This window comes from Dietzia sp. NPDC055340 (genome assembly GCF_053645335.1).
On the sequence record NZ_JBSHML010000007.1, the window covers coordinates 120,553 to 142,283 of the forward strand.

Here is a 21,731-nt window from a genome sequence, read left to right on the forward strand (position 1 = left end):
GGGTCCTGACCTGGTGTCGGGGGATGCATCACCCCGGGATCGCCGCTCCATGACGTGGTTCTATCCGGTGTTGACGCGCGTCGCATCCGGTGGCGCGGGCACGCGGGTAGCGGCACCACCGGGTCGGATAGCGTGCGCCGGGTGATCAACCCGATGAGTACCCATGTCCGCTCCGCCGCGCCGACGGATCTGGCTGGCGCAGCCGACACCCTCGCGGCCGCGTTCGCCGACTATCCCTGGACCCGCTTCGTCATCCCCGACGACGGCTACGCCGAGCGACTGCGCAGGATCCAGTTCCTCTACCTGCGTCATGCGCTCCAGCACGGGATTGTCGGCGTCACCGATCCGGCTGGCGGGGTGATCGCGCTCCTCCCGCCGGACGCCCCCGAGCCCGACCCCGCGACCGTGCAGGAGATCATCGCGCTCCACGGCGATCGAGCGGGTCGGCTCGCGCCCGGCGACAGCGCGCCACCGGCTGCGGAATCCGAGACCGCGGCGCCCGCACCGTGGCGACTCGAGACCCTCGGCGTACGCCCTGACCGGCAGGGTGCTGGGCTCGGCAGTGCGCTGGTGCGGTTCGGGCTCGAGGCCGCAGCGCGACACGCCGCGCACGCCGCACACGCAATCGCGCTGGAGACCTCCGATCCGCGAAACGTGCGGCTCTACGAGCGATTCGGTTTCGCCACCGTCGCGCACGCCGAGGTACCCGGCGGGCCTCCCGTGTGGGTGATGCGCTGCGACGCGGCCCCGCTGTGACCATCAGCAGACTCGCGCCGCGGATAAATGTCGACACCATTGCGAAGATTCGCAGCTTTCACCGCAGTGGTGCCAACAAGGATCGCAAAGGTGTAGACCAGCCGGGCTGGGCGGGGCCAGGCGGTGCCGCGGACGTGTTGGGCGCGCCGTGGCCGGCCCCGACCGTGCCGGCGGGGCCGCGGTGGGCCCGGAAGTGGCCGTCGATCAGCCACAGCGCCGGAATCAGTCCCGGCCCAGCACCGCCCACGCCTGCTCGGCGAGCTCAGGCGTCGCGGCCGCGACCACCGTGCCGCCCTCCAGCGGCTGCCGCCCGTCCGGGCCGGTGATCACCCCGCCCGCGGCCTCGATGATCGGGATCAGCGCCACGATGTCGTAGGAGTTGAGGTCGGACTCGACGACCAGGTCGACCCGGCCGGCGGCGAGCATGCAGTAGGCGTAGCAGTCGCCGCCGAAGCGCTGGAGACGAACGCGTCGGCCGAGTTCGTCGTAGCGGTCGCGGGTCGAGCCGCTGTCACCGAACATCGACGGATGCGTCGTGTACAGGATCGCCTCGGACAGCTCCGTGCAGTCCGACGTGCGCAGGTCCGTGATCTGCACCGAACCACCGTCCGCGGCCGGGCGACGCACCACGGCGCGGCCGCCCACCGCCGAGAACGTCTCGCCCAGGATCGGCTGATCCATCCAGCCCGCCACCGCGCGCCCGTCCTCGACCACGCCGACGAGCGTCCCCCAACCCGCCATACCCGTGAGGAAGGCCTTCGTGCCGTCGATCGGATCCAGGTACCAGGTGCGGGGGGCGTCGGCGGGGCCCATGGGGCCGTTCTCCTCCCCCACCACGCGATCGCCCGGCGACATCGCATTGATCCCCGCGCGCAGCAGTTCCTCGATCGCGCGGTCGGCCTCGGTGACCGGGTCGTAGCCGCGGTGGGCGCCGGGGCCGCCGGCGGAATCGGCGCCGCCGGAATCCACGCTGGCAGCAGAATCGGCACCGCCACCAACGCCGTGACCAGCGCCTGCCGCGTTCTTGTCGGCGGCACCGAGCGCGGCGAGGTCACCGTGGAAGTGGCGGCGGGCGATCCGGCCGCTGGCGGCGAGCAACTCGTCGAGGCGCTCGATCTGATCCGGTCCGAGAGGGCGGGAGGGCCGTGGCATCATCACACCATCGTGCCCCAGCCCCCGCTGCACCGCCGACCGGATCCCCCGACTCGGCCCTCTACACGTGCGGAAACGGCTAACGTGTTCACACCGCCCACCAACAGAGCCGAGGCGCGATGACCGCCCTGATGGATTTCCTCTCGACCCGCCGGGTCCAGCTGGCCACGGATTCCTGGCAGCACGTCAGCGCCACCGTGCAGGCCGTGCTGCTCGCGACCGTGCTGTCGGTGGCGGTCGGGGTGGCCGTGTACCGCAGCCGCACCGGCTCGGCCGTGGCCACCGGACTCGCCGCCACCGCGCTGACCATCCCGTCGTTCGCGCTGCTCGGCCTACTCATCCCGCTGCTCGGGCTGGGCGTGCTGCCCACCATGACCGCCCTGGTCATCTACGCCGTACTGCCGATCCTGCGCAACACGATCGTCGGCCTGGACGCGGTGCCGGCCGCCACCGTGGACGCCGCGCGGGGGGTCGGGATGAGCCGACTCGGCGTGCTGAGCAGGGTCGAGCTGCCGCTCGCGTGGCCCTCGATCCTGGCCGGCATCCGGGTGTCCACGCAGATGTCGATGGGCATCCTCGCGATCGCCGCCTACGTCAAGGGGCCCGGCCTGGGGAACCTCATCTTCGCCGCCCTGTCCCGCGTGGGAACGCCCACCGCCCTGCCGATGGCGCTCACGGCGACCGTCCTCGTCGTCGTCCTCGCTCTTGTCCTGGACGCCCTGCTCGTCCTACTCGGCCGCCTCACCATCAGGGGGAACCAGTGACCACTTCCACCGGCCGCGAGGCCCACGCCGACGGGCCCCGCACCAACAGAACCCGCACCGACGGCCCCAATACAGCTGTCTCGGGCGTGCCGATCGTCCTGGACGGCGTCACCAAGATCTACCCCGGCCAGGAGCGGCCGGCCGTCGACCGCGTCTCGCTCGACCTGCCGGCCGGTCACACGACGGTGTTCGTGGGGCCGTCCGGCTGCGGCAAGACCACCACGATGCGCATGATCAACCGCCTCATCGAACCCACCTCCGGCACCATCACGATCGACGGCGAGGACAACCGCCGCCTCGACGCCGACACCCTGCGCCGCAGCATCGGCTACGCCATCCAGGCCTCCGGGCTGTTCCCGCACATGACGGTCGCGCAGAACGTCGCCACGGTGCCGCGGCTGCTCAAGTGGAACAAGAAGCGCACCCGCGAGCGCGTGGACGAGATGCTCGAGCTCGTCGGCCTGGCCCCCGGTGACTACCGTGATCGCTATCCCGCGCAGCTGTCCGGCGGGCAGCAGCAGCGCGTCGGCGTGGCCCGGTCGCTGGCCGCGGATCCGCCGGTGCTGCTCATGGACGAGCCGTTCGGCGCGGTGGACCCCATCACGCGCGCGTCGCTGCAGGACGAGCTGCTGCGGCTGCAGTCCGAGCTGCACAAGACGATCGTCTTCGTCACCCACGATTTCTCGGAGGCCGTGAAGTTGGGCGACCGGATCGCGGTGCTCGGCCCCGGCTCGTCCGTCCTGCAGTTCGACACCCCCGAGGCGATCCTGGCCAATCCGGCCGACGAGACGGTCGCCGGGTTCATCGGGGACGACGCCGCGCTCAAGACCCTCACCCTCCGGCGCGTGGGGGACGTGGACCTGGGGACGACGACGACGGCGAGGGTGTCCGACGACCCGGCCGAGTTCGCCGCCCGCCTGCGCCGATCCGATGACGAGTGGGCCGTGGTGCTGGACGAGGCCGGCCGCCCGGTGCGCTGGGTCCGTGGGGACCGGGTGGCGCAGATGCCGGACCTGGGCTCGGGGGGCCAGCTCGTGAGCGGCACGGTCACGGTCGATTCGACGCTGCAGGAAGCACTGGACGGGTTGCTGTCGACGGCTAGTGCGACCACCGTGGTCGTCGACCGCGACGGCGTGTACCGGGGCACGATCGGGATCGACGACCTGGTCGACGAGTTGCGACGCATCCACCACCGGCACCACGACGACAAGCCCGCCGCCCCCGCCGACCGCGCCGGGCACCCTAACCCGGCCGACCCGTCATGAGCACGCCCACCGCCACCGAGACGCTGGCCCGCGGCGACACCGCCCGGCTGGCCATCCAGCCGGCGGCGGTGATCATCGCGGTGGTCGGGGTGCTGTGGTGGGCGTTCGCGAGCCCGATGACCGAGACCCAGGCGGCGTCGCTCAACGCGGCGTCCATCACCGAGCGGACCCTCCAGCACGTCCAGATCACCGTGACGGTGACGCTGATCGTGGTGGCCGTGGGCGTGCCGCTGGGGATCATCCTGACCCGGCGGCGCACCCGGTTCCTCGCGCCGGTCGCGATCGGGATCGCCAACATCGGGCAGGCGGCGCCGGCGATCGGTCTGCTCGTGCTGCTGTTCCTGGTCACCAACCGGACCGGGTTCTGGATCGGTGTGCTGCCGGTGGCGTTCTACTCGCTGCTGCCGGTGCTGCGGAACACGATCGTCGGCATCCACAACGTCGACCCCGCGCTCATCGACGCCGCGCGCGGCCAGGGCATGGCGCCGACGCGAGTCCTGCGCACTGTGGAGCTGCCACTGGCGGTGCCGTTCATCCTCGCCGGCCTTCGCACCACACTCGTGCTGGCGGTGGGCACGGCCACGCTGAGCTTTCTCGTCGACGCCGGCGGGCTGGGCATCTTCATCGACACCGGGTACCGGCTCCAGGACTACAAGACGATGGTCGTGGGTGCAGTCCTCGCGGTGGCGCTGGCGCTGCTCGTGGACTGGCTCGGCGCGGTCGGCGAGGTCCTGTTCAACCCAAAGGGGCTGCGATGAGAAGCGTCGCGCGGGTGCGGAGGCTGCTGGCCTCTCTGCTGGCCGTGGTGCTCGTGGCGACCGGCTGCGGCCTGAACAACGGCGGCTCGGTGCCGCTTCCCGTGGGCCCCGGCTCGCAGGGCGTCGTGCCCGAGCTCGAGGGCGTGAAGGTGACTGTCGGCGGCAAGGACTTCACCGAGGGCGTGATCGCCAGCTACCTGGTGGAGTTCCTGCTCGCCGCGGCCGGCATGGACGTCTCCGACATGTCCTCGCTGGCCGGCTCCAACAGCTTCCGGCAGGCGCTGGTCACCGGGCAGGTGGACATCGGCATGGAGTACACCGGCACCGCGTGGATGAGCTACCTCGGCAACGACGAACCGGTGCGCGACCCGCAGCAGCAGTGGGAGGCCGTGCGCGATGCCGACCTGGCCGAGCACGACATCCGCTGGCTGCCGCCGACCACCGTGGACAACACCTACTCGTTCGCCATGAACCGGGCCACGGCCGAGGCCACCGGGGTGACCACGTTCTCCGAGTACGCCGACCTGGTGCGATCCGATCCGCAGGCGGCCGTGAGCTGCATGGAGACCGAGTTCTCGGTGCGTCGGGACGGCTGGCCCGGCCTGGCGGAGGCCTACGGCTTCGACGCCGCGACCGTGCCGACGCCGATCATGCAGCCGGGGATCATCTACCAGGCCACCTCCGTGGGCCGCGAGTGCGCGTTCGGCGAGGTCTACACCACCGACGGCCGGGTAAAGGGCCTCGATCTGGTGGTACTGGAGGACGACAAGCGGTTCTTCCCCGTCTACAACCTCGCCACGGTGGTGCGGGGCAGCTACCTGGACGCTCATCCGCAGATCGAGCAGGTGCTGGCCCCTCTGATCGACCTGCTCACCAACGAGGTGATGGTGGAACTCAACATGCGTGTCGACGTGGACGGCGAGGACCCCGCGCTGGTCGCGAGGGATTTCCTGGTGGCCGAGGGGCTCGTGACGGCCGGCTGAGCCGGAGGTGGGTGCTGCGGCGATCGTGCGTGTGGCGGACAATCGCTGACACGACTACCGGTCAGGCGTCTGCGAGGAGGATTCCCATGCGCACCAACCCGCTCATCGCACTGCCCCGCTCAGCGCGGCGGCTGCCCCGGATGGCCCCGGACATGTCGCTGTTGCCGACGGGCCGGATCGTCACCCTCGCCGACGACGTGGTGACCAGGCTGTACGACACCGGCGAAGAGCACCTCCAGCCGGTGATCCTGCTGCACGGCATGGCCGCCACCGGCATGCTCAACTGGTATCAGACCTTTCAGCGCCTGCACGGCGAGTACCGGCTCATCGCCTACGACCAGCGCCATCACGGCATGGGCCACACCGGGAACTTCGACTTCCAGACCTTGTCGGAGGACGTCCTGCGGGTCGCCGACCACCTGGAACTGGAGCAGCCCGCGGTGGGCGGGTACTCGATGGGCGGGATCGTGGCGCAGCTGGCCGCCCGTCCTGATCCCTCCCGGCTCGGCGGTCTCGTGCTGGCCGCCACCGGCACCGGCGCGCAGCGCAACGCCCTGGAGAAGGCGACCCTCGGCGGGTTCGCGCGGACGGCCCCGCTCCTCAACGCGGTCCCGGTGGAGGTAGCCCGCGAGATCGAGGAGGAGGTGCCCGGCCCTACCGCGTGGGCGTTGCGGGAGTTGTCGTCGGTCTCCCTCGCCGCGCATCGCACGGTGATCAGTCAGGTCGCGCGCTTCAACTCCACGTCGTGGCTGCATGAACTCGACCTTCCGGTGGCGATCGTCAAGACGATGCGGGACATCGCGTTCCCGCAGTCGATCCAGGACGAGATGGCCGACCTGCTGCCGCACAGCGCGGTGTTCCCGATCCAGGGCGGCCACGCGGTGTGCGCCACCCAGCCGGGTCGGTTCGCCAGCCGGATGCGCACCGCGATCGGCTGGGTGGTCTCCAACGGGCGCTGACGTCCCGCCACCGAAACCCCCTCACCGGAGCGCCGCCCTGCGAACCCCGACCCCCCGGCATCCGCTCCAGCGCCTGCCCGAGGTCCCGGAACAGGCCCCCGGCCGCTGGAGCACTGAGTACTAGATCACCGAGTAGCGCACCGCGGTCACCACAAAGACGACCAGCGCGATCGCGCCCAGGATCACGCCCCACAGGCCCCGACGCTCGTTCGGCTCACCGCCGGCCATCATGCCGCCCGCCGGCCAGCGGGCGATCAGTCCGAAGGCGACCGCCATCAGCGCCGCGAGAAACGCCACGATGTTGAGCAGCGGCACCCACGAGAACAGCAGCGACCCGATCCCCAGTACCAGGGCGCGGGTGCCGAGATCCATACCCTCGGAGGTCGACTTCCGGGGCTTCGAGCCGCGCGGGCGGGGGCGCATGGGCATACCGCCAGCGTAGCGGCCGGGGCCCCGCCCGCGATGCCACGACGCACGCGACCCGGCCGGCCAGGGCGTGTCTCCTATAGCTAAGCCGTGCCCCACTTGATTGGGCCAGTAAGTGGATGTGTGGGAGCTCGCTCCCGACTTGCTTGCGAAGGCCGGATAATAGGACAGTGCTCGATGCAGATGACAGGATCACCTGGGGACCCAAGCGCATCGCGGTCGCTGGAGTCTCTGGCTCGGGAAAGACGACCTTGTGCGATGAGCTGGCAGAAGTCCTGCGTTGCGGGCGCGTCGAGTTGGACAGCCTCTACCACGGTCCGAACTGGACGCCACGAGAGACATTTCTCGAAGACGTAGAGGGCTTGATTTCAGCACCGTGCTGGGTCGTTGAATTGCAGTACCGCGAAGCGCGGCCCCTTATCGTCTCCCGAGCCGACACCATCCTGTGGCTGGACTACCCGACCAGGATCCAGATGACCCGCCTCATCCGTCGGACGGTCCGCCGACGCTTGCAGCGCGAGGAACTCTGGAACGGGAACTACGAGCCGCCACTGTGGAAAGCCCTCATCGACGAGGACCACATTCTGCGATGGGGTTGGCGCACGCGGAAGAAGCTCAAGCCGGTGATGCCGACGTTGGAGGGCCGGTTTCCGGGGCTACACGTCGTCCATCTGACGCATCCGTCACAGACCTCACGGTGGGTCCGCGCCCTGGCGAGAAGTTAGCTGAAGAACTGCCCGGCGATGAACCCGGCCAGCAGCACCGCGAATCCGCCGATCTCGCCCACGACGAGCGCCCACATGCCGATGTGCAGCGACGCCGTGGGGTTCTCGAACTGGTTGGTCGTGTCCTGCTTCGCGCCGTGGACGATGTAGGCCCCGATGGCCACGAGGAAGAAGAACACCAGTACGGAGGCGGCCGCGAGGTTCACCCACGTCGGCCAGCTGCTCAACTCCACGAACACCGCGATGAGCAGCGTGGCGAACGAATACAGCAGCGAAGCCCGGTGCGAGATGTCGACGTAAGGGTGCGCGAAGTGCTCCGGGCTGGTCGCCATCTGCCGGTACTTCCACACGCCGAGCACAAGTGCCAGCAGGAAGATCAGCCCGGCGGCGAGCAGCGTGAGCCGGGTGTCGATTCCGAGTTCCATGGGTCCTTTCGAGGGAGGCTAGAGAACAATCCACCTGACAAACCGTGGGGATTTGCAGACTTCGATCCTAGGTCACGTGGCCTGCCCGATGGCCGCGCAGCATCAATCTCGCTCACCGCCCTCCAGGAGAATCCATGCCGGATCACGTCGACTCCCCGCTCCGCCGCGTGCACGCCGCCGCGATCCAGTTGGAGGGCGTGCCCGGGCGGGTCGACCTCACGCTGGAACGCCTGGAGGCGATGATCGTCGAGGCCGGCGAGCGGGGCGCGAAACTCATCGCGGTGCCCGAGTTCTGCACGTCGCCGGTGCCGATGCGCGCCGAGGTCCACGCGGCGGTGCTGCCGCGCGATAACGCGGCGGTGGAGATGTTCCGACGGTTGGCCGCGCGGTACGGCGCGACGATCGGCGGTTCGATGTTGATCGCCGACGACGACGAGGTCTACAACCGCTATCACCTGGTCGAACCCGATGGCCGCGTCCACACTCATGACAAGGACCTGCCGACGATGTGGGAGAACTGCTTCTACACCGGAGGCCACGACGACGGCGCGTTCGACACCGCGCTCGGCGGGGTGGGGGTCGCGAGCTGCTGGGAGCTCATCCGCAACCAGACCGTGCACAGGCTGCGGGGTCGGATCGATATCGCGATGACGGGCACGCACTGGTGGACCGTGCCGAGCAACTGGGGAGGGCTCGCCTCGCGGGCGCTGGCTCCGGTCGCCCGGCGCAACCGCGCGCTGTCGGAGAACGCGCCCGCGGAGTTCGCCCGGCGGCTGGGGGTGCCGGTGCTGCAGGCCTCCCATTGCGGATCGATCCGATCGGACTTCCTGCTGGCACCGGGATCGGATCTCTCCGTCAGTTACGAGACCGAGTTCGTGGGAGCCACGCAGATAGTCGACCCGGACGGCACCGTCCTGGCCTCCCGGCGGACCACAGAGGGGCCCGGCGTCGTCTCTGCAGATGTCGAGCTCGGGGCCCGCGGTGGCGTCATTCCGGTGGGAGAAGATTTCTGGATTCCGGATCTGCCGCTACTGGTGCGCGGATACTGGCACCAACAGAATCTGGCGGGTCGGAGTTACTACAGGCGGTCAGGGCGGACAGCAGGCCTGCGGGCCGCGACGGGAGGTTGATGATCACATCGGAATCGGCGGGAGTCCCGCAACGCGTGTCGACCGGCCGGCTCCCCGGCTGGGACGAGGTCGAATCGCTCACCGTCACCGCCCACGAGCGCTACCGCGACCTGCACGACGGCACGGTCGCGGACTACATCCCCGTCCTCGCCGAGGCCGACCCCGGCCTGTTCGGTCTCGCCGTGAGCGAGGTCAGCGGTGCGGTTCACAGGGTCGGCGACAGCGCCCACACCTTCACAGTCCAGTCGGTGTCCAAGGCATTCGTCTACGCCCTCGTCTGCCGCGAGTACGGGCACGAGGTGGTCAAGGACCGGGTGGGCGTCAACAACACCGGCCTGCCCTTCAACTCGGTGATGGCGATCGAACTGAACGACGGCCACCCCATGAACCCGATGTCAACGCGGGCGCGATCGCCACCACCGCGTTGATGCCCGGCGCCACCCCGGCCGAGAAGTGGGAGCTGATCCGGACCGGCCTGTCCGCGTTCGCGGGCCGTCAGCTGACCATGGACGGCACGGTGTACGCCTCGGAGATGGGCAGCAATCACCGGAACAAGGCGATCGCGCGACTCCTGGAGAGCTACGGCCGGCTCGACGCCGACCCGCTGGAGATCGTCGACGTCTACACCCGGCAGTGCGCCCTCCTGGTGACGGCGGAGGATCTGGCGGTCATGGGCGCGACCCTCGCCGACGGCGGCGCGAACCCGGTGACCGGCGAGCAGGTGGTCTCCCCCGAGGTCTGCCGCGACACGCTGGCGATGCTCGCCGCGAGCGGCATGTACGAGAGATCCGGGGAGTGGCTGTTCGAGATCGGCATCCCCGCCAAGTCCGGGGTGGCCGGCGGGATCGTCGCGATCGCCCCTGGCAAGGGCGCGATCGGCGCGTTCTCGCCCCGCCTGAACTCGGCCGGGAACAGCGTGCGCGGCCAGCGGGCGATCGCCTACCTCTCGCGAGCCCTCGGGCTCAACCTCTTCGCCTCCGATGCGGACGCGCGGATCGGCGGGACCGTCGCAGCGGAAAGGACACGTTCATGACCACCACGACGCCCATGCACCACGAGCAGGAGGAACGCCGGTCCTGGCTCCCGATGGTCGGGCTCTTCCTCGGCCAGATCGTCATGTCGTTCAACGTCTCCGCGCTACCGATCTCGATCGGCGGGATGGTCTCCGATTTCGGGGTCCCTCCCACGGTCGCCGGGTCGACGATCGTCATCTACGGCCTGGTGGTGGCAGCCCTGGTGATGACCGGGGCCAAACTCGGTCAACGCCTCGGGTGGGTGCGGATCTTCCGTATCGTCGTCGTCGTCTTCGCCTGTTCCTCCCTCATGATGATCTTCTCCCCCTCGGTGGGCTGGGCGATCGCGGGGCAGGCCCTCGCCGGCGCCGCGGCGGCGATCATCGTCCCCGCGCTGGTGGCGCTGATCGCCGAGAACTACAGCGGTGACCAGCAGGCCACCGCGATCGGCTCGCTGGGGTCTGCCCGCGCGCTGGCCGGCGTGAGCGCGTTCCTCATCGGCGGCACCCTCGGCACCCTCGTGGGCTGGCGGCCCGTCTTCTGGATCGTGTTCGCGATCGCGGTCGCCGTGTTCGCGCTGAGCTTCACGCTGCGGTCCGACCGCGGCGACTCGTCGATCACGATCGACGTGGTGGCCGCGTTCCTCATCGGCATCGCGATCATGGTCCTCACCCTGGGGTTCAACAACCTCAACGCGTGGGGCGCGTTCTTCGCCGGGCCCGGCGCGCCGTTCGACCTCGGGGGGATCTCGCCCGCCCCGATGCTCATCGTGGTGGGCATCGTCCTGGGCCAGGCGTTCTTCCTGTGGACGAGGCGCCGCATCCGCGAGGGCAAGGTCCCGCTGGTCGACCTGTCGGTTCTCGGTTCGGGGCGCGAACGTGCGGCCGTGTACGCGATGTTCATCGTGGTGGCGCTCGAGGCGGCCCTGAACTTCACCGTGCCCCTCTACATCCAGGTGGTGCAGGGACGCACCCCGTTCGAGACGTCGCTGGCGATGATGCCCTTCAACATCACCGTGTTCATCACCGCGACGCTGATCGTGCGCTTCTACAAGCGGTTCAGCCCGCGCACGATCGGGGTCGCCGCGTTCACGCTGGCCACCGCCGCGCTGGTGTGGCTGTCGTTCGTGGTGAACAACAACTGGGAGACGCTGCCCACGATCATCGGGCTGGTGGCGTTCGGTATCGGCCAGGGCGCGCTCGTGACGCTCGTGTTCAACGTCCTCGTCACCTCCGCCCCGGCCGAGCTCGCCGGCGACGTGGGCTCGATCCGCGGCAGCACCCAGAACCTCGCCTCCGCGGTCGGCACGGCCGTGGTCGGCGCGCTACTCGTGGCGCTGCTCAGCGTCGGCATCGGCAGGGCCGTGGTCGAGCACCCGGCGCTGCCGCCTGAGCTCATCGCGCAGGTGGACCTGGACAGCGTGAACTTCGTGTCCAACGACGACCTCGACGAGGTGCTGGCCCGGACCGACGCCACCGCCGAGCAGATCGACTACGCGGTGCAGCTCAACGAGGAGGAGCGCCTGCGGGCCCTCAAGATGGGGCTGCTGATCCTCGCCGGGATCAGCGCGCTGGCGATCCTGCCGGCGTCGCGGCTGCCGCGCTATCGGCCGCACGAGATCGCCGCCGGTTAGTGCGGTTCCCCGGCTGACCGGCCGGCCCCGGCCTGCAGGGTCGGTCGGCCGGTCGGGCGGCGGCCGGGCCCTTCAGCGGGATTCGTCCAGCCGCGCCACCCGGCGGACGCCCGCCGTCTGGCGGTACGAGGACTCGACCAGCTCGGCCACCTCATCCCAGTCCACGTCGCCTGCGTCCAGCGGCAGGGCCAGCCACCCGGCCGGGCCGTAATAGGCGGGCACGTGGAACCTCTCGTCCTGGTCCAGCGCCAGACGCTCGGCCGGATCCGGAAGGACGAGCAGGGCCCGATCGAGCAACGGATCGGCGTGGTCGCCCTTGACCTTGCCGCCGTAGACCGCGAACACCTTGGTCGTGAACCAGACCACCCGGCCGTGGGAGATCTTCTCCGCGGCGTCCGGGAACTCCATGCAGATGCCCCGCAGCCGGGCGAGCAGCGGATCGTCGGCGTCGAACATGATCGGGTGTGCCACGCGGATAAGAATACGACCGGGGCCGGGCCGGACTGCGCGACTTGCGCGAACCGAATTTCGCCGAGTGGTCTGACCCGCTCACATTCTCCCAGGACAGGCCCTGGCGCCAGCAAGATTTGCGACCACGCGACAACAGCGCGAGCGGCAGACCCGGCCCGGCCGGCACCCCGCGGCCCGGCAGCGCGGGCGGCACACCCGGCCGGCTTTCTGCGGCCCGCGCCCCGCGCGACCTACCCCGCGGGCAGATCAGAGATGGACGTCGTTGTAGGCGCGCTCGTCCTCGATCGGCTCGAGGTGGCTGGCGATGTGGGAGTTCGGCAGGGCCGCGTGGATCTCCTGCTCGACCGTCTCCACCAGGTCGTGCCCGCGATCGACGCTCCAGTCCCCCGGCACCAGGGCGTGGAACTCGACGAAGCGCCACTTGCCTGACTCACGGGTGCGCAACTCGTGGAAGTCGACGCGCCCCGGCTCGCGATGGCGATCCAGCACCTCCTCGATCGCCCGGTTGTCCTCTTCCGGGAGGGTTGCGTCCATCAGCCCCATCCCGGATTCCTTGACCAGCTTGTAGCCGATGAACAGGATGTTCAGCCCCACTCCTATCGCCACCAACGGGTCGAGGATCTCCCACCCGGTGAGCCACGCGAGCGTCAGGCCCACCACCACGCCGACGGAGGTGATCACGTCGGTGATGAGGTGCTTGCCGTCCGCCTTGAGGGTCGGCGAGCGGTGTGTGGTGCCGGCTCGCACGAGAGCCGCCCCGACGATCCCGTTGATCACCGCGGCGACCACCGAGATCGCCAGGCCGACGCCCATGGATTCCAGCGGTGCCGGATTGATGATGCGCTCGACACTCACCACGAGGATGAACGCGGCGGCTATGAAGATCATCGCGCCCTCGACGCCCGCCGAGAAGTACTCGGCCTTGGAGTGTCCGTACTGGTGGTCGTCGTCGGCCGGTCGCTCGGCGACGGTCACCGCCCCGACCGCGATGAGGGCGGCGACCAGGTTGACCACCGACTCCGCGGCATCGGAGAGCAGGCCCACCGAACCGGTGACATACCAGGCCGCCATCTTGAGCACGATGGTGACGATCGCCGTGGCCACCGAGAGCCACGCGAACTTCTTGAGTATCGACACGCGGACGAGCCTAGTCCGACCACCAGCGGTCCCGCTCCGGCGCTCGTCCGCCCCGATCCGACCCTCGGGACCGCCCTCCCGGGCAGCGTGATGCCGGTAGTCTCGTGACATGCACGTAGGACTGATCTGGCTCGGGGCAGCAGTGCTGCTCGCCGCCGGAGAAGCGGCGGGTGGCGAACTGTTTCTGCTCATGCTGGCCGCCGGGGCGCTCGGGGGTGCGGGCGCGGCGTTCCTCGGCGTGCCGATCTGGGGGCAGGCTCTGGCGTTCGCCCTCGTCTCCGTCATCATGCTCGTCGCCGTGCGCCCGGTCGTCCGACGTCGTCTCCTCGCGGCACTGCCGGAGCACGACACCAACACCGCAGCGCTGACCGGGCGGGACGGAACCGTCGTCGAGGCCATCGACTCCTCGAGCGGGCTGATCGAGATTTCCGGGGACACCTGGACGGCGCGGCCGCTCATCGAGGGCGAGACGTTCGCCGCGGGCGAGAAGATCCTCGTGCATGAGATCGAGGGCGCCACGGCCATCGTCGTGCGCGGCTTCTAGGACCGTCGCGGACTCCGCATCGGTCTGACCAATAAACCCGACACGCACGACACAACCAGAGGAATGCCATGGGTGGATTGATCTTCCTTGCCGTCATCGTCATATTAATCGCCTCGGTGGTGGTGAGCTCGGTCAAGCTCATCCCCCAGGCGGAGGCCGCCGTCATCGAGCGGCTCGGTCGCTACCAACGAACCGCCAGCGGTCAGCTGACGCTGATCATCCCGTTCATCGACAGGGTGCGTGCCAAGGTCGACCTGCGCGAGCGGGTCGTCACCTTCCCGCCGCAGTCGATGATCACCGAGGACAACCTCACGCTGAGCATCGACACGGTCGTCTATTTCCAGGTCACCGACCCCAAGTCGGCGGTCTACGAGATCAACAACTACATCATCGCTGTGGAGCAGCTCGCCACCACGACACTGCGTAACGTCGTCGGCGGTCTGACGCTCGAGCAGACGCTCACCAGCCGCGACATGATCAACAAGCAGCTGCGTGGCGTGCTCGACTCCGAGACGGGTCGCTGGGGACTGCGTGTGGCCCGCGTCGAGCTGCGGTCGATCGATCCGCCTCCCTCCATCCAGGACTCGATGGAGAAGCAGATGCGCGCCGACCGCGAGAAGCGCGCCACCATCCTCACCGCCGAGGGCCAGCGCGAGGCTGCGATCACCACGGCGCAGGGCGCCAAGCAGGCCGCGATCCTCGACGCCGAGGGCAACAAGCAGGCGGCCATCCTCTCGGCCGAGGCCGATCGCCAGTCCCGCATGCTGCGCGCGCAGGGTGAGCGTGCGGCGCGCTACCTCGTCGCCGAGGGCCAGGCTGCGGCGATCGCCCGCGTCAATGCGGCGGTCAAGGCGTCCAAGCCGACGCCGGAGATGCTGGCCTACCAGTACGTGCAGAATCTGCCGGAGATGGCCAAGGGCGACGCCGCCACCATGTGGATGATCCCGTCGCAATTCGGCGACTCGCTGGAGAATTTCGTCAAGGCCGTCGCGAAGAAGGACGACGACGGGGTGTTCCGCTACGAACCCTCCGAGGTCGACACGGATGCGGATCTGCCGTCCGCGCCGGACGCGTGGTTCGACACCTCCACCGATCCCGAGATCGCGCGGTCCGTCGCCATGGCGGAGGCCGCGGCGAAGGGCACCACCTCGGTCGACGAGGAGGAGACCCGCGCGAGCAAGCCGAGGCCCGGCGTGTTCGACATGGTTCCCGAATCCGAGGGTGGGGCCGCGCCCGACCCCTCTACATCTGGCCAGGCTGCACCCGGACAGGCCGGCACAGCCGCAATCGACGGGCCGCAGGCCCCACAGCCTGGGACTTCGCCCAGCAGCTACAGTGCCTACCCGGTCGAGGGCGAGCAGTCCCGCTGACCATCTGCGTCGACCAGCTCCACGGTGACGCCTCACGGCCCACCCACAGGTCGTAACATGAAAGAGTGACACGTAACACTCGCCGCGGCGCCGACCGTCCTGCCGACGCAGTGCCTGACAGCACAGCGTCCGGTGATGCATCCTCCGACAGCCCTTCTGCGGAGGATGCGGACGGCGGCGCCGCTGTCGTTCATGACGCGGAGGACATCCGCATCATCGAGGTGGCGTGTTCGGTCCTCGCCGAGCGCGGGATCAAGGCGTCGAGCACGGACGTCATCGCACGAGCGGCCGGCGTGACCCGGGTGACCCTCTACCGGCGACTTGGGACGCGCGACCAGATGCTCCGCGCCATCTACGCGCACGAGGCACAGCGGTTGATGATGTCCGTCAACGCCCGGTTCACGTCGTTCGAGTCGCTGGAATGGGACCCGGTGCGGCACGTCGAGGATCTGCTCGTGGGCACGGTGTTCGACATCCGCGAGAGCGAGTTGGTCCGCCGGCTCATCGAGGTGGACAAGATCGAGACCATGGCCGTGCTGGCCGGGCAGTCCGACTCGGTGCTCGCCGCGATCACCGAGATCGTCGCGGAGTTCGTCCGCAACACGTGGGACGCCGACGTCCACACCCGCGCGATGACCGACACGGAGGTCGAGGACCTGTCGCGCGAGGTCGGCAGCGCCGTCGGCCGGTTCCTCCACTCGCTGGTGGTGATGCCCGACGGCCCGCCGCTCGTGCAGTCCGAGGACGAAATCCGTGGCCTCGCGCGGCGCGTGCTCGTCCCGATGATCTTGCAGCGCTGAGCGTCCGACAACAGCGCCGGGGAACCCTGCTCGTCACGCCAAGCGCCGCTACAGCGCGGTGGGCAGGCTCTCCGCACCGAGTTCGTGTTCCAGCGCCTCACGCAGTCGCGGGTAGCGGAAGTGATGATCGAGCTCGGTCAGCGCGTGAGGCAGGACCCGCTGATCCGCCAACGCGAGTTCGTCGGCGCCCCGCGTGCCGAGGAGCAGCCCAGGTGCCCACCCCGGCACCGGGACCACCGTCGGGCGATGCAGCACAGCGCCGAGTTCCCGCGTGAAGTCCGCGTTGGTGACCGGCTCCGGCGCGGTGCCGTTGACGACACCGGCGAGCGCCGGGTCGACGATCGCCCGCAGGTAGATGTCGGTGAGGTCGTCGAGCGAGATCCACGACATCCACTGCCGCCCGGAGCCGAGGCGACCGCCCAGGCCGGTCCGGGTGATCGCCGCCAGCGGCGGCAGCATCCCGCCGGCCGCCGAGAGCACGAGCCCGGTCCGCACGTTCACCACGCGCGCACCGGCCTGCCGGGCGGGTTCGCAGGCGCGCTCCCAATCCGCGACAATCGCGGCGAGCGACCCGGTCCCGTTGGCCGCCGATTCGGACAGTGGTTCCCCGCCGCGGTCGGCGCCGTAGAAGCCGACGGCCGACGCACACACCATCGCGGTAGCGCCGTCGCGCGCGGCCACGAGTTCCGCCAGCCGGCGGGTGGGGTCGGTCCGGCTGTCGCGAACCTTCCGCAGGTGGCTGCAGGTGAAACGACCGGCGATCGACGCGCCGGCCAGGTGGACCAGGACGTCGACGCCGTCGAGCAGATCAGTCGCAGGAGCGGCCGGGTCCCAGATGCGCTCGGACCGGTGAGCGGGGGCGGGGTCGACGGCGTTGTCGTCGTCGTAACTCCCGGCGTCGTCTCTACCGGCGTTGAGGCCACCGCCCGGGCGGGTCAGCCGGATGACGCGGTGCCCCGCGACGCCGAGGAGCGCGGTCACCGCCGTGCCGATAAGGCCAGACGCACCCGTCACCGCGACGGTCAGGGGCGTCGCCGCCGGCGCCGCTGCCGAGCCGAACTGCGCGATCGTCGCCAGATCGGCGGCCATCTGGCGGTGCCGGTAGGCGAACACACGCGTCAGCATCGGCTCGGGGACGCGGGCCTCGACGCGATCGCCGAGCATGGCGGTGCCGGTCGGTCCGGCGGTCACGGTATGCACGTGCACCCAGCCGGTCGCCGTGGCGTAGGGCTCGGACACGCAGCGGTCGACGAAGCGCTCGCCGTCGACGAAACCCTGGGGGTCGTGCCGCGCGACCCACCGGGGGCCGAACCGTGCGGCCAGCGGTCCCGGCAGGGCGGTTCGGGGTTCGAGTACGGCCTCGCCGTTGCGCAGCGATCCCGCCTCGTGCACCGGGCGCAAGGACATGAACGGTGGGGACAGCCGCCGCAGCGCGCCCGGCGCGGCGAGGTAGCGCCACGCCTCGGCCGGGGGCACGGGAACCGTGCAGCTGACGTCGATGCTCATCGGACCGCACCCATCACTCTCGTCAGGGCAGCAGGCACAGCGGCGTCACATCGCCGCGGCCTTCTGCCATCGGAACGGTGAGGAAGGCGCACGACCACCAACCCCGGTTTTCGATCACCTGTCGCACCGTCGACCACTGCTCGGGAGCGAGCACCGGTTCACGACTGAGCACGAATCCCGAAGACCGGGTGGGATCACCCACGATGGCCACCGAGTAGTCGTCGGCCAGATAGGTGATCCGGTAGTTGACGGGCCCGTTCTCGTCCTGGAACGGAACCATCGGGAAGTTCACCCGGAGCGAGGCGTTGGTGTCGGTGTCGCGGACGGTGGCCTCACCCTCGATCACGGAATCGGAGCTGACGGCCGAACCGCAAGTGTTGCGGACCGACACCGTGCCGGGGGAGGTGATCTCGTACTCGCCCTTGGTGTCGTTGGTGCACTGCAGCGTGTACGGCTGCGGGATGGCGGCCACCTGATGCCACTGACCCGCATATCTCTCCAGGTCGACGGAGTCGACCTGGCTGAGCTCGGGTCCCCCCACGGAGCCGAGCGCGACGCCGTCGGGCAGCAGTTGCGAGGAACCGCCCCCCAGGCGTCCTCCGTCGGTGAGGTCCTGGGCGCCTGCGGTCGGGGCGGCCCCGAGACCGGCGGCGAGCAGTGGCGCGATCACCGAGATGGTGACCAGTGAGCGGATTCGGGTAGCGCGGAGCGGATTCATGAGTGGATCTCCTGTGCGGTATCGGCGGGGGTGGCGTTGGTGCTGTGAGCGGAACCGGAGGTGTCGTGTGCATTCCGGGAGGTACGGGCGCCGGCGCCGCTCCGCGGATTACCGGGCCACCAGACCTTGTCACCGACCAGGGTGAACAGTGCCGGGACGACGAGCGTGCGAACGACGAAGGTGTCGAGCAGCACGCCGAGCGCCACGATCACGCCGACCTGGGTGAGCACGATGAGCGGCAGCACGCCGAGCACCACGAACACCGAGGCCAGCACGATGCCGGCGGAGGTGATGACGCCGCCGGTCAGCGCGACGGCACGAACCATGGCCTCGCGGGTGGCGTGGGTGGCCGCCTCCTCCCGGGCGCGGATCGTCAGGAAGATCGAATAGTCCACGCCCAGCGCCACCAGGAACAGGAAGCTGTACAGCGGCACCGAGACGTCCAGTCCGGGGAAGCCCAGGATCTGGGTGGTGACGAAGGTGCCGAGCCCGAGCGCGGCGACCGACGACAACACCGTGGCAGCCATCACCAGCAACGGGGCGATCAGGGACCGCAGCACGAGCATCAGGACGACGAAGACCACCAGCAGGATGAGCGGCGCGATCAGCGTGAAGTCGCGGACGTTGCCCTCGGAGGTGTCGACCGCCTTGGCGACCGAACCACCGACGAGCGCCTCGGAGCCGGGGACCGTGTCGACGGCGTCGCGTAGGCCGAGCACACTCTCCTCCGAGCGTTCGGTGGCCGGAGCGGCGTCCAAGACGACGTTCACCCGGCTCCAGCCGGTGCCGGATTCTCCCGACGGGGTAGCGGAGACCACGCCCGTGACGTCCTGGACGGCCTCGAGGACCTGCCCCTCGGTTCCCGTACGGGTGACGATCGTGACGGGGTCGGTGACGCCGGCCGGGTAGTGCTCGGCCGCCGTCTCCAGACCTGCGGCTGATTCGGACGCGGTGCGGAACTGCTCGGTCTGACTCAGTCCCACGCGCGTGCCGAGGAGCCCGCACGCCAGCACGACCAGGAGCAACACGCACGACACCAGAACGGTGACGGGCCTCCGGACCACACGCGAGGCGATCCGGCCCCAGATCCCGGGCGGGACCTCGTCGTCGAAGCCGGCGGGGGTCGTCGACGTGTGCAGTTCGTGTTTGCCGTGCTGCTCATGCTCGCCCCGCGTCGCGGAGCCCACCGCGGAGCCCGTGGGGGCGGGAGTGGCGGGGCGCGGGATGAACGGCCAGAACAGACCCCGGCCGCACACGGCGAGCGCGGCGGGCAGTGCGATCAGCGCGAAGATCACGGCGATGATCAGCCCGACTGCCGCGGAGATACCGAGCGAGCGGTAGTTGGGCAGGGTCGCCAGCAGCAGGGTGAGCAGAGCCAGGACGACGGTGATGTTGCTGGCCAGGATCGCGGGCACGGCACCGCGGTACGCGGCGCGCAGGGCGCCGCGCCTGTCCTCGTTCTTGCGCAGTTCCTCGCGGTAGCGGGAGACGAGGAGCAGCGCGTAGTTTGTGCCGGCGCCGAAGACGAGGACGGAGACGATGCCCGACGTCGAGCCGTCGACGGTGACGCCCACGACCTCCCCGAGCGCGGCGACGACGAGCGAGGCGACCCGGTCGGCGACTCCGATGATGATCAGCGGGACCAGCCACAGCACCGGGGAGCGGTAGGTGATGATGAGCAGCACCGCCACGACCAGCGCGGTGGCGGCCAACAGCCGGAAATCGGCGCCCTCGAACGCTGCGGCGGTGTCGGCGGCAAAGGCCGGACCACCGGTGAGCTGCGCACTCACTCCGTCGTCGAGACCGTCCGAGACGGCGGCGCGCATGTCGGCGACGAGTTCATTCCCCTCGCTGCCCGACAGGATCTCGGAGTCGACCGGCACGAGCATCAGGGCGGCCGCACCGTCCTCGGACGGGATGGGCCCCTGGGCCGGGACGCCCACGACCTCGGACATCCGCTCGCCCGCGCCGACCGCGGTGGCGATGCCCTGCGGCCCCAGCTCGCCGCCGTCGGTCCGGCTCACGACCAGGACCGCCGGAACCGAGCCGGAGTCGGGGAACTCCGACTGGATCTGCGCCACGAGGGCGGACTCGGCGTCGTCGGGCAGCGTGTTGGGAGCCTCGGACGCGGACCCGGACGACGCGAACGCGAACACCGCACCGGCGGCCACCAGCATGACCAGCAGCATCACCCAGGCGGTCACCCGGCCGGTGAGGACACCGACCCAGCCGCTGTCGCGGGCGGGTCCGTGCGCGACGGGCCCCTTCACCGCCGGGTCTGCCGGTGGTGTGTCCGGTGACGATTGATCCGCTGTCATCAGTTCCCTTGTCCGCGCATGAAGTGGGGCGCTTTTATATGGCTATGCGTTGTATTCGGAGAGGAACGCCGAAAGGATGGCATTGACCTCGTCCGGGCGCTCCATACTGGGCGAATGCCCTGCTCCGGGGATCTCGTGGAAGCTCGTGTTGTCGATGAGCTCCTCGAGCCGCCGCGACTTGGCCGGGGGCGTCGCGGCATCCTCGGCGCCGACCATGATGAGGGTCGGCGCGATGATCCGGACGGCCTCGTCCTCACACGGGTCCCGGTCCGCGACGGACTCGATCGCCTTGGCCAGGCCCGCACGGTCCGTCCGATCGAGCGCCGCCAGCCAGTCTTCCACCCACGGGGCGTCGATGTTCCCCGGGGCCAACATGATGGGCGCGACCCGGGCACGCAGTGGCCGGACCCCGGTGAGCCGGTACACCTTCGACAGCGTCTTGTACTTACTGCGATTGGCGGGCTCCTCGGCTGTGGCGGCGGTGTCCATGAGGGTCAGGGTGTGGACCGACTCCGGCTGCCGGGCCGCCAGGCGCATCCCCACGAAACCGCCCATCGACAGGCCCACGAAGTTCACCACGGGGATCTGCAGGTGGCGCAGCAACTCGGCCACGTCCACGGCGAGCGTGTCCATGTCGTACCCGCCCCGCGCCCGCGGCGAGTTGCCCTGGCCCCGGAAATCGATGGTCACGCAGCGGTAGTCCGCCCGGAGGTGTTCGATCTGGCGGTGGAACATCCAGCCCGAGAACAACAGTCCGTGGGCGAAGAACACCACCGGGGCGTCCTCGCGGCCCTCGGGTACGCCGGTGTCGGTGTAGGCGATCGTGGTGTGGCCGCGGTGGAACGTGGGCATCGGGACTCCTCGTCAGAGCTGTCACA

Annotated in this window: 21 protein-coding genes and 1 pseudogene; 13 read left to right on the forward strand and 9 right to left on the reverse strand. The window is 69.8% G+C overall.

What is annotated here, in order from left to right:
- Positions 1-141 precede the first annotated feature (141 nt).
- Positions 142-756 carry a GNAT family N-acetyltransferase gene (locus tag ACWIFB_RS07135; protein WP_452100580.1) on the forward strand — a complete coding sequence of 205 codons (615 nt, stop codon included), beginning with the start codon at positions 142-144 and terminating at the stop codon, positions 754-756.
- Positions 757-978: 222 nt separating this feature from the next.
- Here ACWIFB_RS07135 and ACWIFB_RS07140 read toward each other — a convergent pair whose 3' ends face one another.
- Entirely contained in the window at positions 979-1,908 is a 930-nt protein-coding gene (locus ACWIFB_RS07140) for an inositol monophosphatase family protein (protein WP_454057787.1), read from the reverse strand.
- Between the two features lie 119 nt (positions 1,909-2,027).
- Here ACWIFB_RS07140 and ACWIFB_RS07145 point away from each other — a divergent pair, with 119 nt between their 5' ends.
- From ACWIFB_RS07145 to ACWIFB_RS07165, 5 genes are all read left to right on the forward strand, one after another.
- The gene (locus ACWIFB_RS07145; protein ID WP_230930502.1) at positions 2,028-2,672 is read left to right on the forward strand and encodes an ABC transporter permease; all 645 of its coding nucleotides are present in this window, start codon (positions 2,028-2,030) and stop codon (positions 2,670-2,672) included.
- 86 nt (positions 2,673-2,758) lie between these two features.
- Positions 2,759-3,937: an ABC transporter ATP-binding protein gene (locus ACWIFB_RS07150; RefSeq protein ID WP_454057832.1), complete on the forward strand. Its 1,179-nt coding sequence runs from the start codon at positions 2,759-2,761 to the stop codon at positions 3,935-3,937.
- On the forward strand, positions 3,934-4,695 hold the full coding sequence (locus tag ACWIFB_RS07155; RefSeq protein WP_454057788.1) for an ABC transporter permease: 762 nt from the start codon (positions 3,934-3,936) through the stop codon (positions 4,693-4,695). Before ACWIFB_RS07150 ends, ACWIFB_RS07155 begins: the two co-directional genes overlap by 4 nt.
- Positions 4,692-5,678, forward strand: a complete 987-nt coding sequence (locus ACWIFB_RS07160; RefSeq protein ID WP_454057789.1) for a glycine betaine ABC transporter substrate-binding protein — start codon at positions 4,692-4,694, stop codon at positions 5,676-5,678. Before ACWIFB_RS07155 ends, ACWIFB_RS07160 begins: the two co-directional genes overlap by 4 nt.
- Before the next feature lie 86 nt (positions 5,679-5,764).
- A complete protein-coding gene (locus ACWIFB_RS07165) occupies positions 5,765-6,637 on the forward strand; it encodes an alpha/beta fold hydrolase (protein ID WP_452100584.1) in 873 nt (290 codons plus the stop codon).
- Between the two features lie 120 nt (positions 6,638-6,757).
- Here ACWIFB_RS07165 and ACWIFB_RS07170 read toward each other — a convergent pair whose 3' ends face one another.
- Positions 6,758-7,066 (reverse strand): hypothetical protein, encoded by a 309-nt coding sequence (locus ACWIFB_RS07170; protein WP_454057790.1) that lies wholly within the window; start codon positions 7,064-7,066, stop codon positions 6,758-6,760.
- 167 nt (positions 7,067-7,233) lie between these two features.
- On the opposite strand from ACWIFB_RS07170, the gene ACWIFB_RS07175 reads away from it, so the two are divergent.
- Positions 7,234-7,788 (forward strand): AAA family ATPase, encoded by a 555-nt coding sequence (locus ACWIFB_RS07175; protein WP_454057791.1) that lies wholly within the window; start codon positions 7,234-7,236, stop codon positions 7,786-7,788.
- Here the strand turns inward: ACWIFB_RS07175 and ACWIFB_RS07180 are convergent.
- Positions 7,785-8,213, reverse strand: a complete 429-nt coding sequence (locus ACWIFB_RS07180; protein ID WP_344991782.1) for a hypothetical protein — start codon at positions 8,211-8,213, stop codon at positions 7,785-7,787. The genes ACWIFB_RS07175 and ACWIFB_RS07180 overlap by 4 nt on opposite strands.
- 134 nt (positions 8,214-8,347) lie before the next feature.
- Here ACWIFB_RS07180 and ACWIFB_RS07185 point away from each other — a divergent pair, with 134 nt between their 5' ends.
- The 3 genes and pseudogenes from ACWIFB_RS07185 to ACWIFB_RS07195 all read left to right on the forward strand — a co-directional run bounded on the left by ACWIFB_RS07185 (position 8,348) and on the right by ACWIFB_RS07195 (position 11,989).
- Positions 8,348-9,343, forward strand: coding sequence for a carbon-nitrogen hydrolase family protein (locus ACWIFB_RS07185; protein WP_454057792.1), 996 nt, complete (start codon positions 8,348-8,350; stop codon positions 9,341-9,343).
- Positions 9,343-10,376: pseudogene (glsA, locus tag ACWIFB_RS07190) on the forward strand (glutaminase A). Before ACWIFB_RS07185 ends, glsA begins: the two are co-directional and overlap by 1 nt.
- Complete coding sequence (locus tag ACWIFB_RS07195; protein WP_454057793.1) at positions 10,373-11,989, forward strand: MFS transporter; 1,617 nt, start codon at positions 10,373-10,375, stop codon at positions 11,987-11,989. The pseudogene glsA and the gene ACWIFB_RS07195 overlap by 4 nt, the downstream one beginning before the upstream one ends.
- 72 nt (positions 11,990-12,061) lie before the next feature.
- Here ACWIFB_RS07195 and ACWIFB_RS07200 read toward each other — a convergent pair whose 3' ends face one another.
- Together ACWIFB_RS07200 and ACWIFB_RS07205 are read right to left on the reverse strand one after the other, a co-directional pair.
- The gene (locus ACWIFB_RS07200) at positions 12,062-12,460 is read right to left on the reverse strand and encodes an MmcQ/YjbR family DNA-binding protein (RefSeq protein WP_344991776.1); all 399 of its coding nucleotides are present in this window, start codon (positions 12,458-12,460) and stop codon (positions 12,062-12,064) included.
- A 246-nt stretch (positions 12,461-12,706) separates the two neighbouring features.
- Positions 12,707-13,597, reverse strand: a complete 891-nt coding sequence (locus ACWIFB_RS07205) for a cation diffusion facilitator family transporter (protein WP_452100589.1) — start codon at positions 13,595-13,597, stop codon at positions 12,707-12,709.
- 109 nt (positions 13,598-13,706) lie between these two features.
- On the opposite strand from ACWIFB_RS07205, the gene ACWIFB_RS07210 reads away from it, so the two are divergent.
- From ACWIFB_RS07210 to ACWIFB_RS07220, 3 genes are all read left to right on the forward strand, one after another.
- Positions 13,707-14,141, forward strand: a complete 435-nt coding sequence (locus ACWIFB_RS07210) for an NfeD family protein (protein ID WP_452100590.1) — start codon at positions 13,707-13,709, stop codon at positions 14,139-14,141.
- A 68-nt stretch (positions 14,142-14,209) separates the two neighbouring features.
- Complete coding sequence (locus ACWIFB_RS07215; protein WP_454057794.1) at positions 14,210-15,511, forward strand: SPFH domain-containing protein; 1,302 nt, start codon at positions 14,210-14,212, stop codon at positions 15,509-15,511.
- Positions 15,512-15,576: 65 nt separating this feature from the next.
- Positions 15,577-16,311 carry a helix-turn-helix domain-containing protein gene (locus tag ACWIFB_RS07220; RefSeq protein WP_454057795.1) on the forward strand — a complete coding sequence of 245 codons (735 nt, stop codon included), beginning with the start codon at positions 15,577-15,579 and terminating at the stop codon, positions 16,309-16,311.
- Positions 16,312-16,359: 48 nt separating this feature from the next.
- Here ACWIFB_RS07220 and ACWIFB_RS07225 read toward each other — a convergent pair whose 3' ends face one another.
- The 4 genes from ACWIFB_RS07225 to ACWIFB_RS07240 all read right to left on the reverse strand — a co-directional run bounded on the left by ACWIFB_RS07225 (position 16,360) and on the right by ACWIFB_RS07240 (position 21,705).
- On the reverse strand, positions 16,360-17,817 hold the full coding sequence (locus ACWIFB_RS07225; RefSeq protein ID WP_454057796.1) for a TIGR01777 family oxidoreductase: 1,458 nt from the start codon (positions 17,815-17,817) through the stop codon (positions 16,360-16,362).
- 22 nt (positions 17,818-17,839) lie between these two features.
- A complete protein-coding gene (locus ACWIFB_RS07230) occupies positions 17,840-18,535 on the reverse strand; it encodes a lipocalin family protein (RefSeq protein WP_454057797.1) in 696 nt (231 codons plus the stop codon).
- Positions 18,532-20,724 (reverse strand): MMPL family transporter, encoded by a 2,193-nt coding sequence (locus ACWIFB_RS07235; RefSeq protein WP_454057833.1) that lies wholly within the window; start codon positions 20,722-20,724, stop codon positions 18,532-18,534. Before ACWIFB_RS07235 ends, ACWIFB_RS07230 begins: the two co-directional genes overlap by 4 nt.
- Positions 20,725-20,895: 171 nt before the next feature.
- Positions 20,896-21,705 carry an alpha/beta fold hydrolase gene (locus tag ACWIFB_RS07240; RefSeq protein WP_454057798.1) on the reverse strand — a complete coding sequence of 270 codons (810 nt, stop codon included), beginning with the start codon at positions 21,703-21,705 and terminating at the stop codon, positions 20,896-20,898.
- Between the last annotated feature and the right edge of the window lie 26 nt (positions 21,706-21,731).

Coding starts and splice junctions, on each gene's coding strand:
- ACWIFB_RS07140 (WP_454057787.1), bottom strand. CDS start 1,908: ATGCCACGGCCCTCCCGCCCTCTCGGACCGGATCAGATCGAGCGCCTC.
- ACWIFB_RS07145 (WP_230930502.1), top strand. CDS start 2,028: ATGACCGCCCTGATGGATTTCCTCTCGACCCGCCGGGTCCAGCTGGCC.
- ACWIFB_RS07155 (WP_454057788.1), top strand. CDS start 3,934: ATGAGCACGCCCACCGCCACCGAGACGCTGGCCCGCGGCGACACCGCC.
- ACWIFB_RS07160 (WP_454057789.1), top strand. CDS start 4,692: ATGAGAAGCGTCGCGCGGGTGCGGAGGCTGCTGGCCTCTCTGCTGGCC.
- ACWIFB_RS07165 (WP_452100584.1), top strand. CDS start 5,765: ATGCGCACCAACCCGCTCATCGCACTGCCCCGCTCAGCGCGGCGGCTG.
- ACWIFB_RS07170 (WP_454057790.1), bottom strand. CDS start 7,066: ATGCCCATGCGCCCCCGCCCGCGCGGCTCGAAGCCCCGGAAGTCGACC.
- ACWIFB_RS07180 (WP_344991782.1), bottom strand. CDS start 8,213: ATGGAACTCGGAATCGACACCCGGCTCACGCTGCTCGCCGCCGGGCTG.
- ACWIFB_RS07185 (WP_454057792.1), top strand. CDS start 8,348: ATGCCGGATCACGTCGACTCCCCGCTCCGCCGCGTGCACGCCGCCGCG.
- ACWIFB_RS07195 (WP_454057793.1), top strand. CDS start 10,373: ATGACCACCACGACGCCCATGCACCACGAGCAGGAGGAACGCCGGTCC.
- ACWIFB_RS07210 (WP_452100590.1), top strand. CDS start 13,707: ATGCACGTAGGACTGATCTGGCTCGGGGCAGCAGTGCTGCTCGCCGCC.
- ACWIFB_RS07215 (WP_454057794.1), top strand. CDS start 14,210: ATGGGTGGATTGATCTTCCTTGCCGTCATCGTCATATTAATCGCCTCG.
- ACWIFB_RS07225 (WP_454057796.1), bottom strand. CDS start 17,817: ATGAGCATCGACGTCAGCTGCACGGTTCCCGTGCCCCCGGCCGAGGCG.
- ACWIFB_RS07230 (WP_454057797.1), bottom strand. CDS start 18,535: ATGAATCCGCTCCGCGCTACCCGAATCCGCTCACTGGTCACCATCTCG.
- ACWIFB_RS07235 (WP_454057833.1), bottom strand. CDS start 20,724: ATGCTGCTGGTCATGCTGGTGGCCGCCGGTGCGGTGTTCGCGTTCGCG.
- ACWIFB_RS07240 (WP_454057798.1), bottom strand. CDS start 21,705: ATGCCCACGTTCCACCGCGGCCACACCACGATCGCCTACACCGACACC.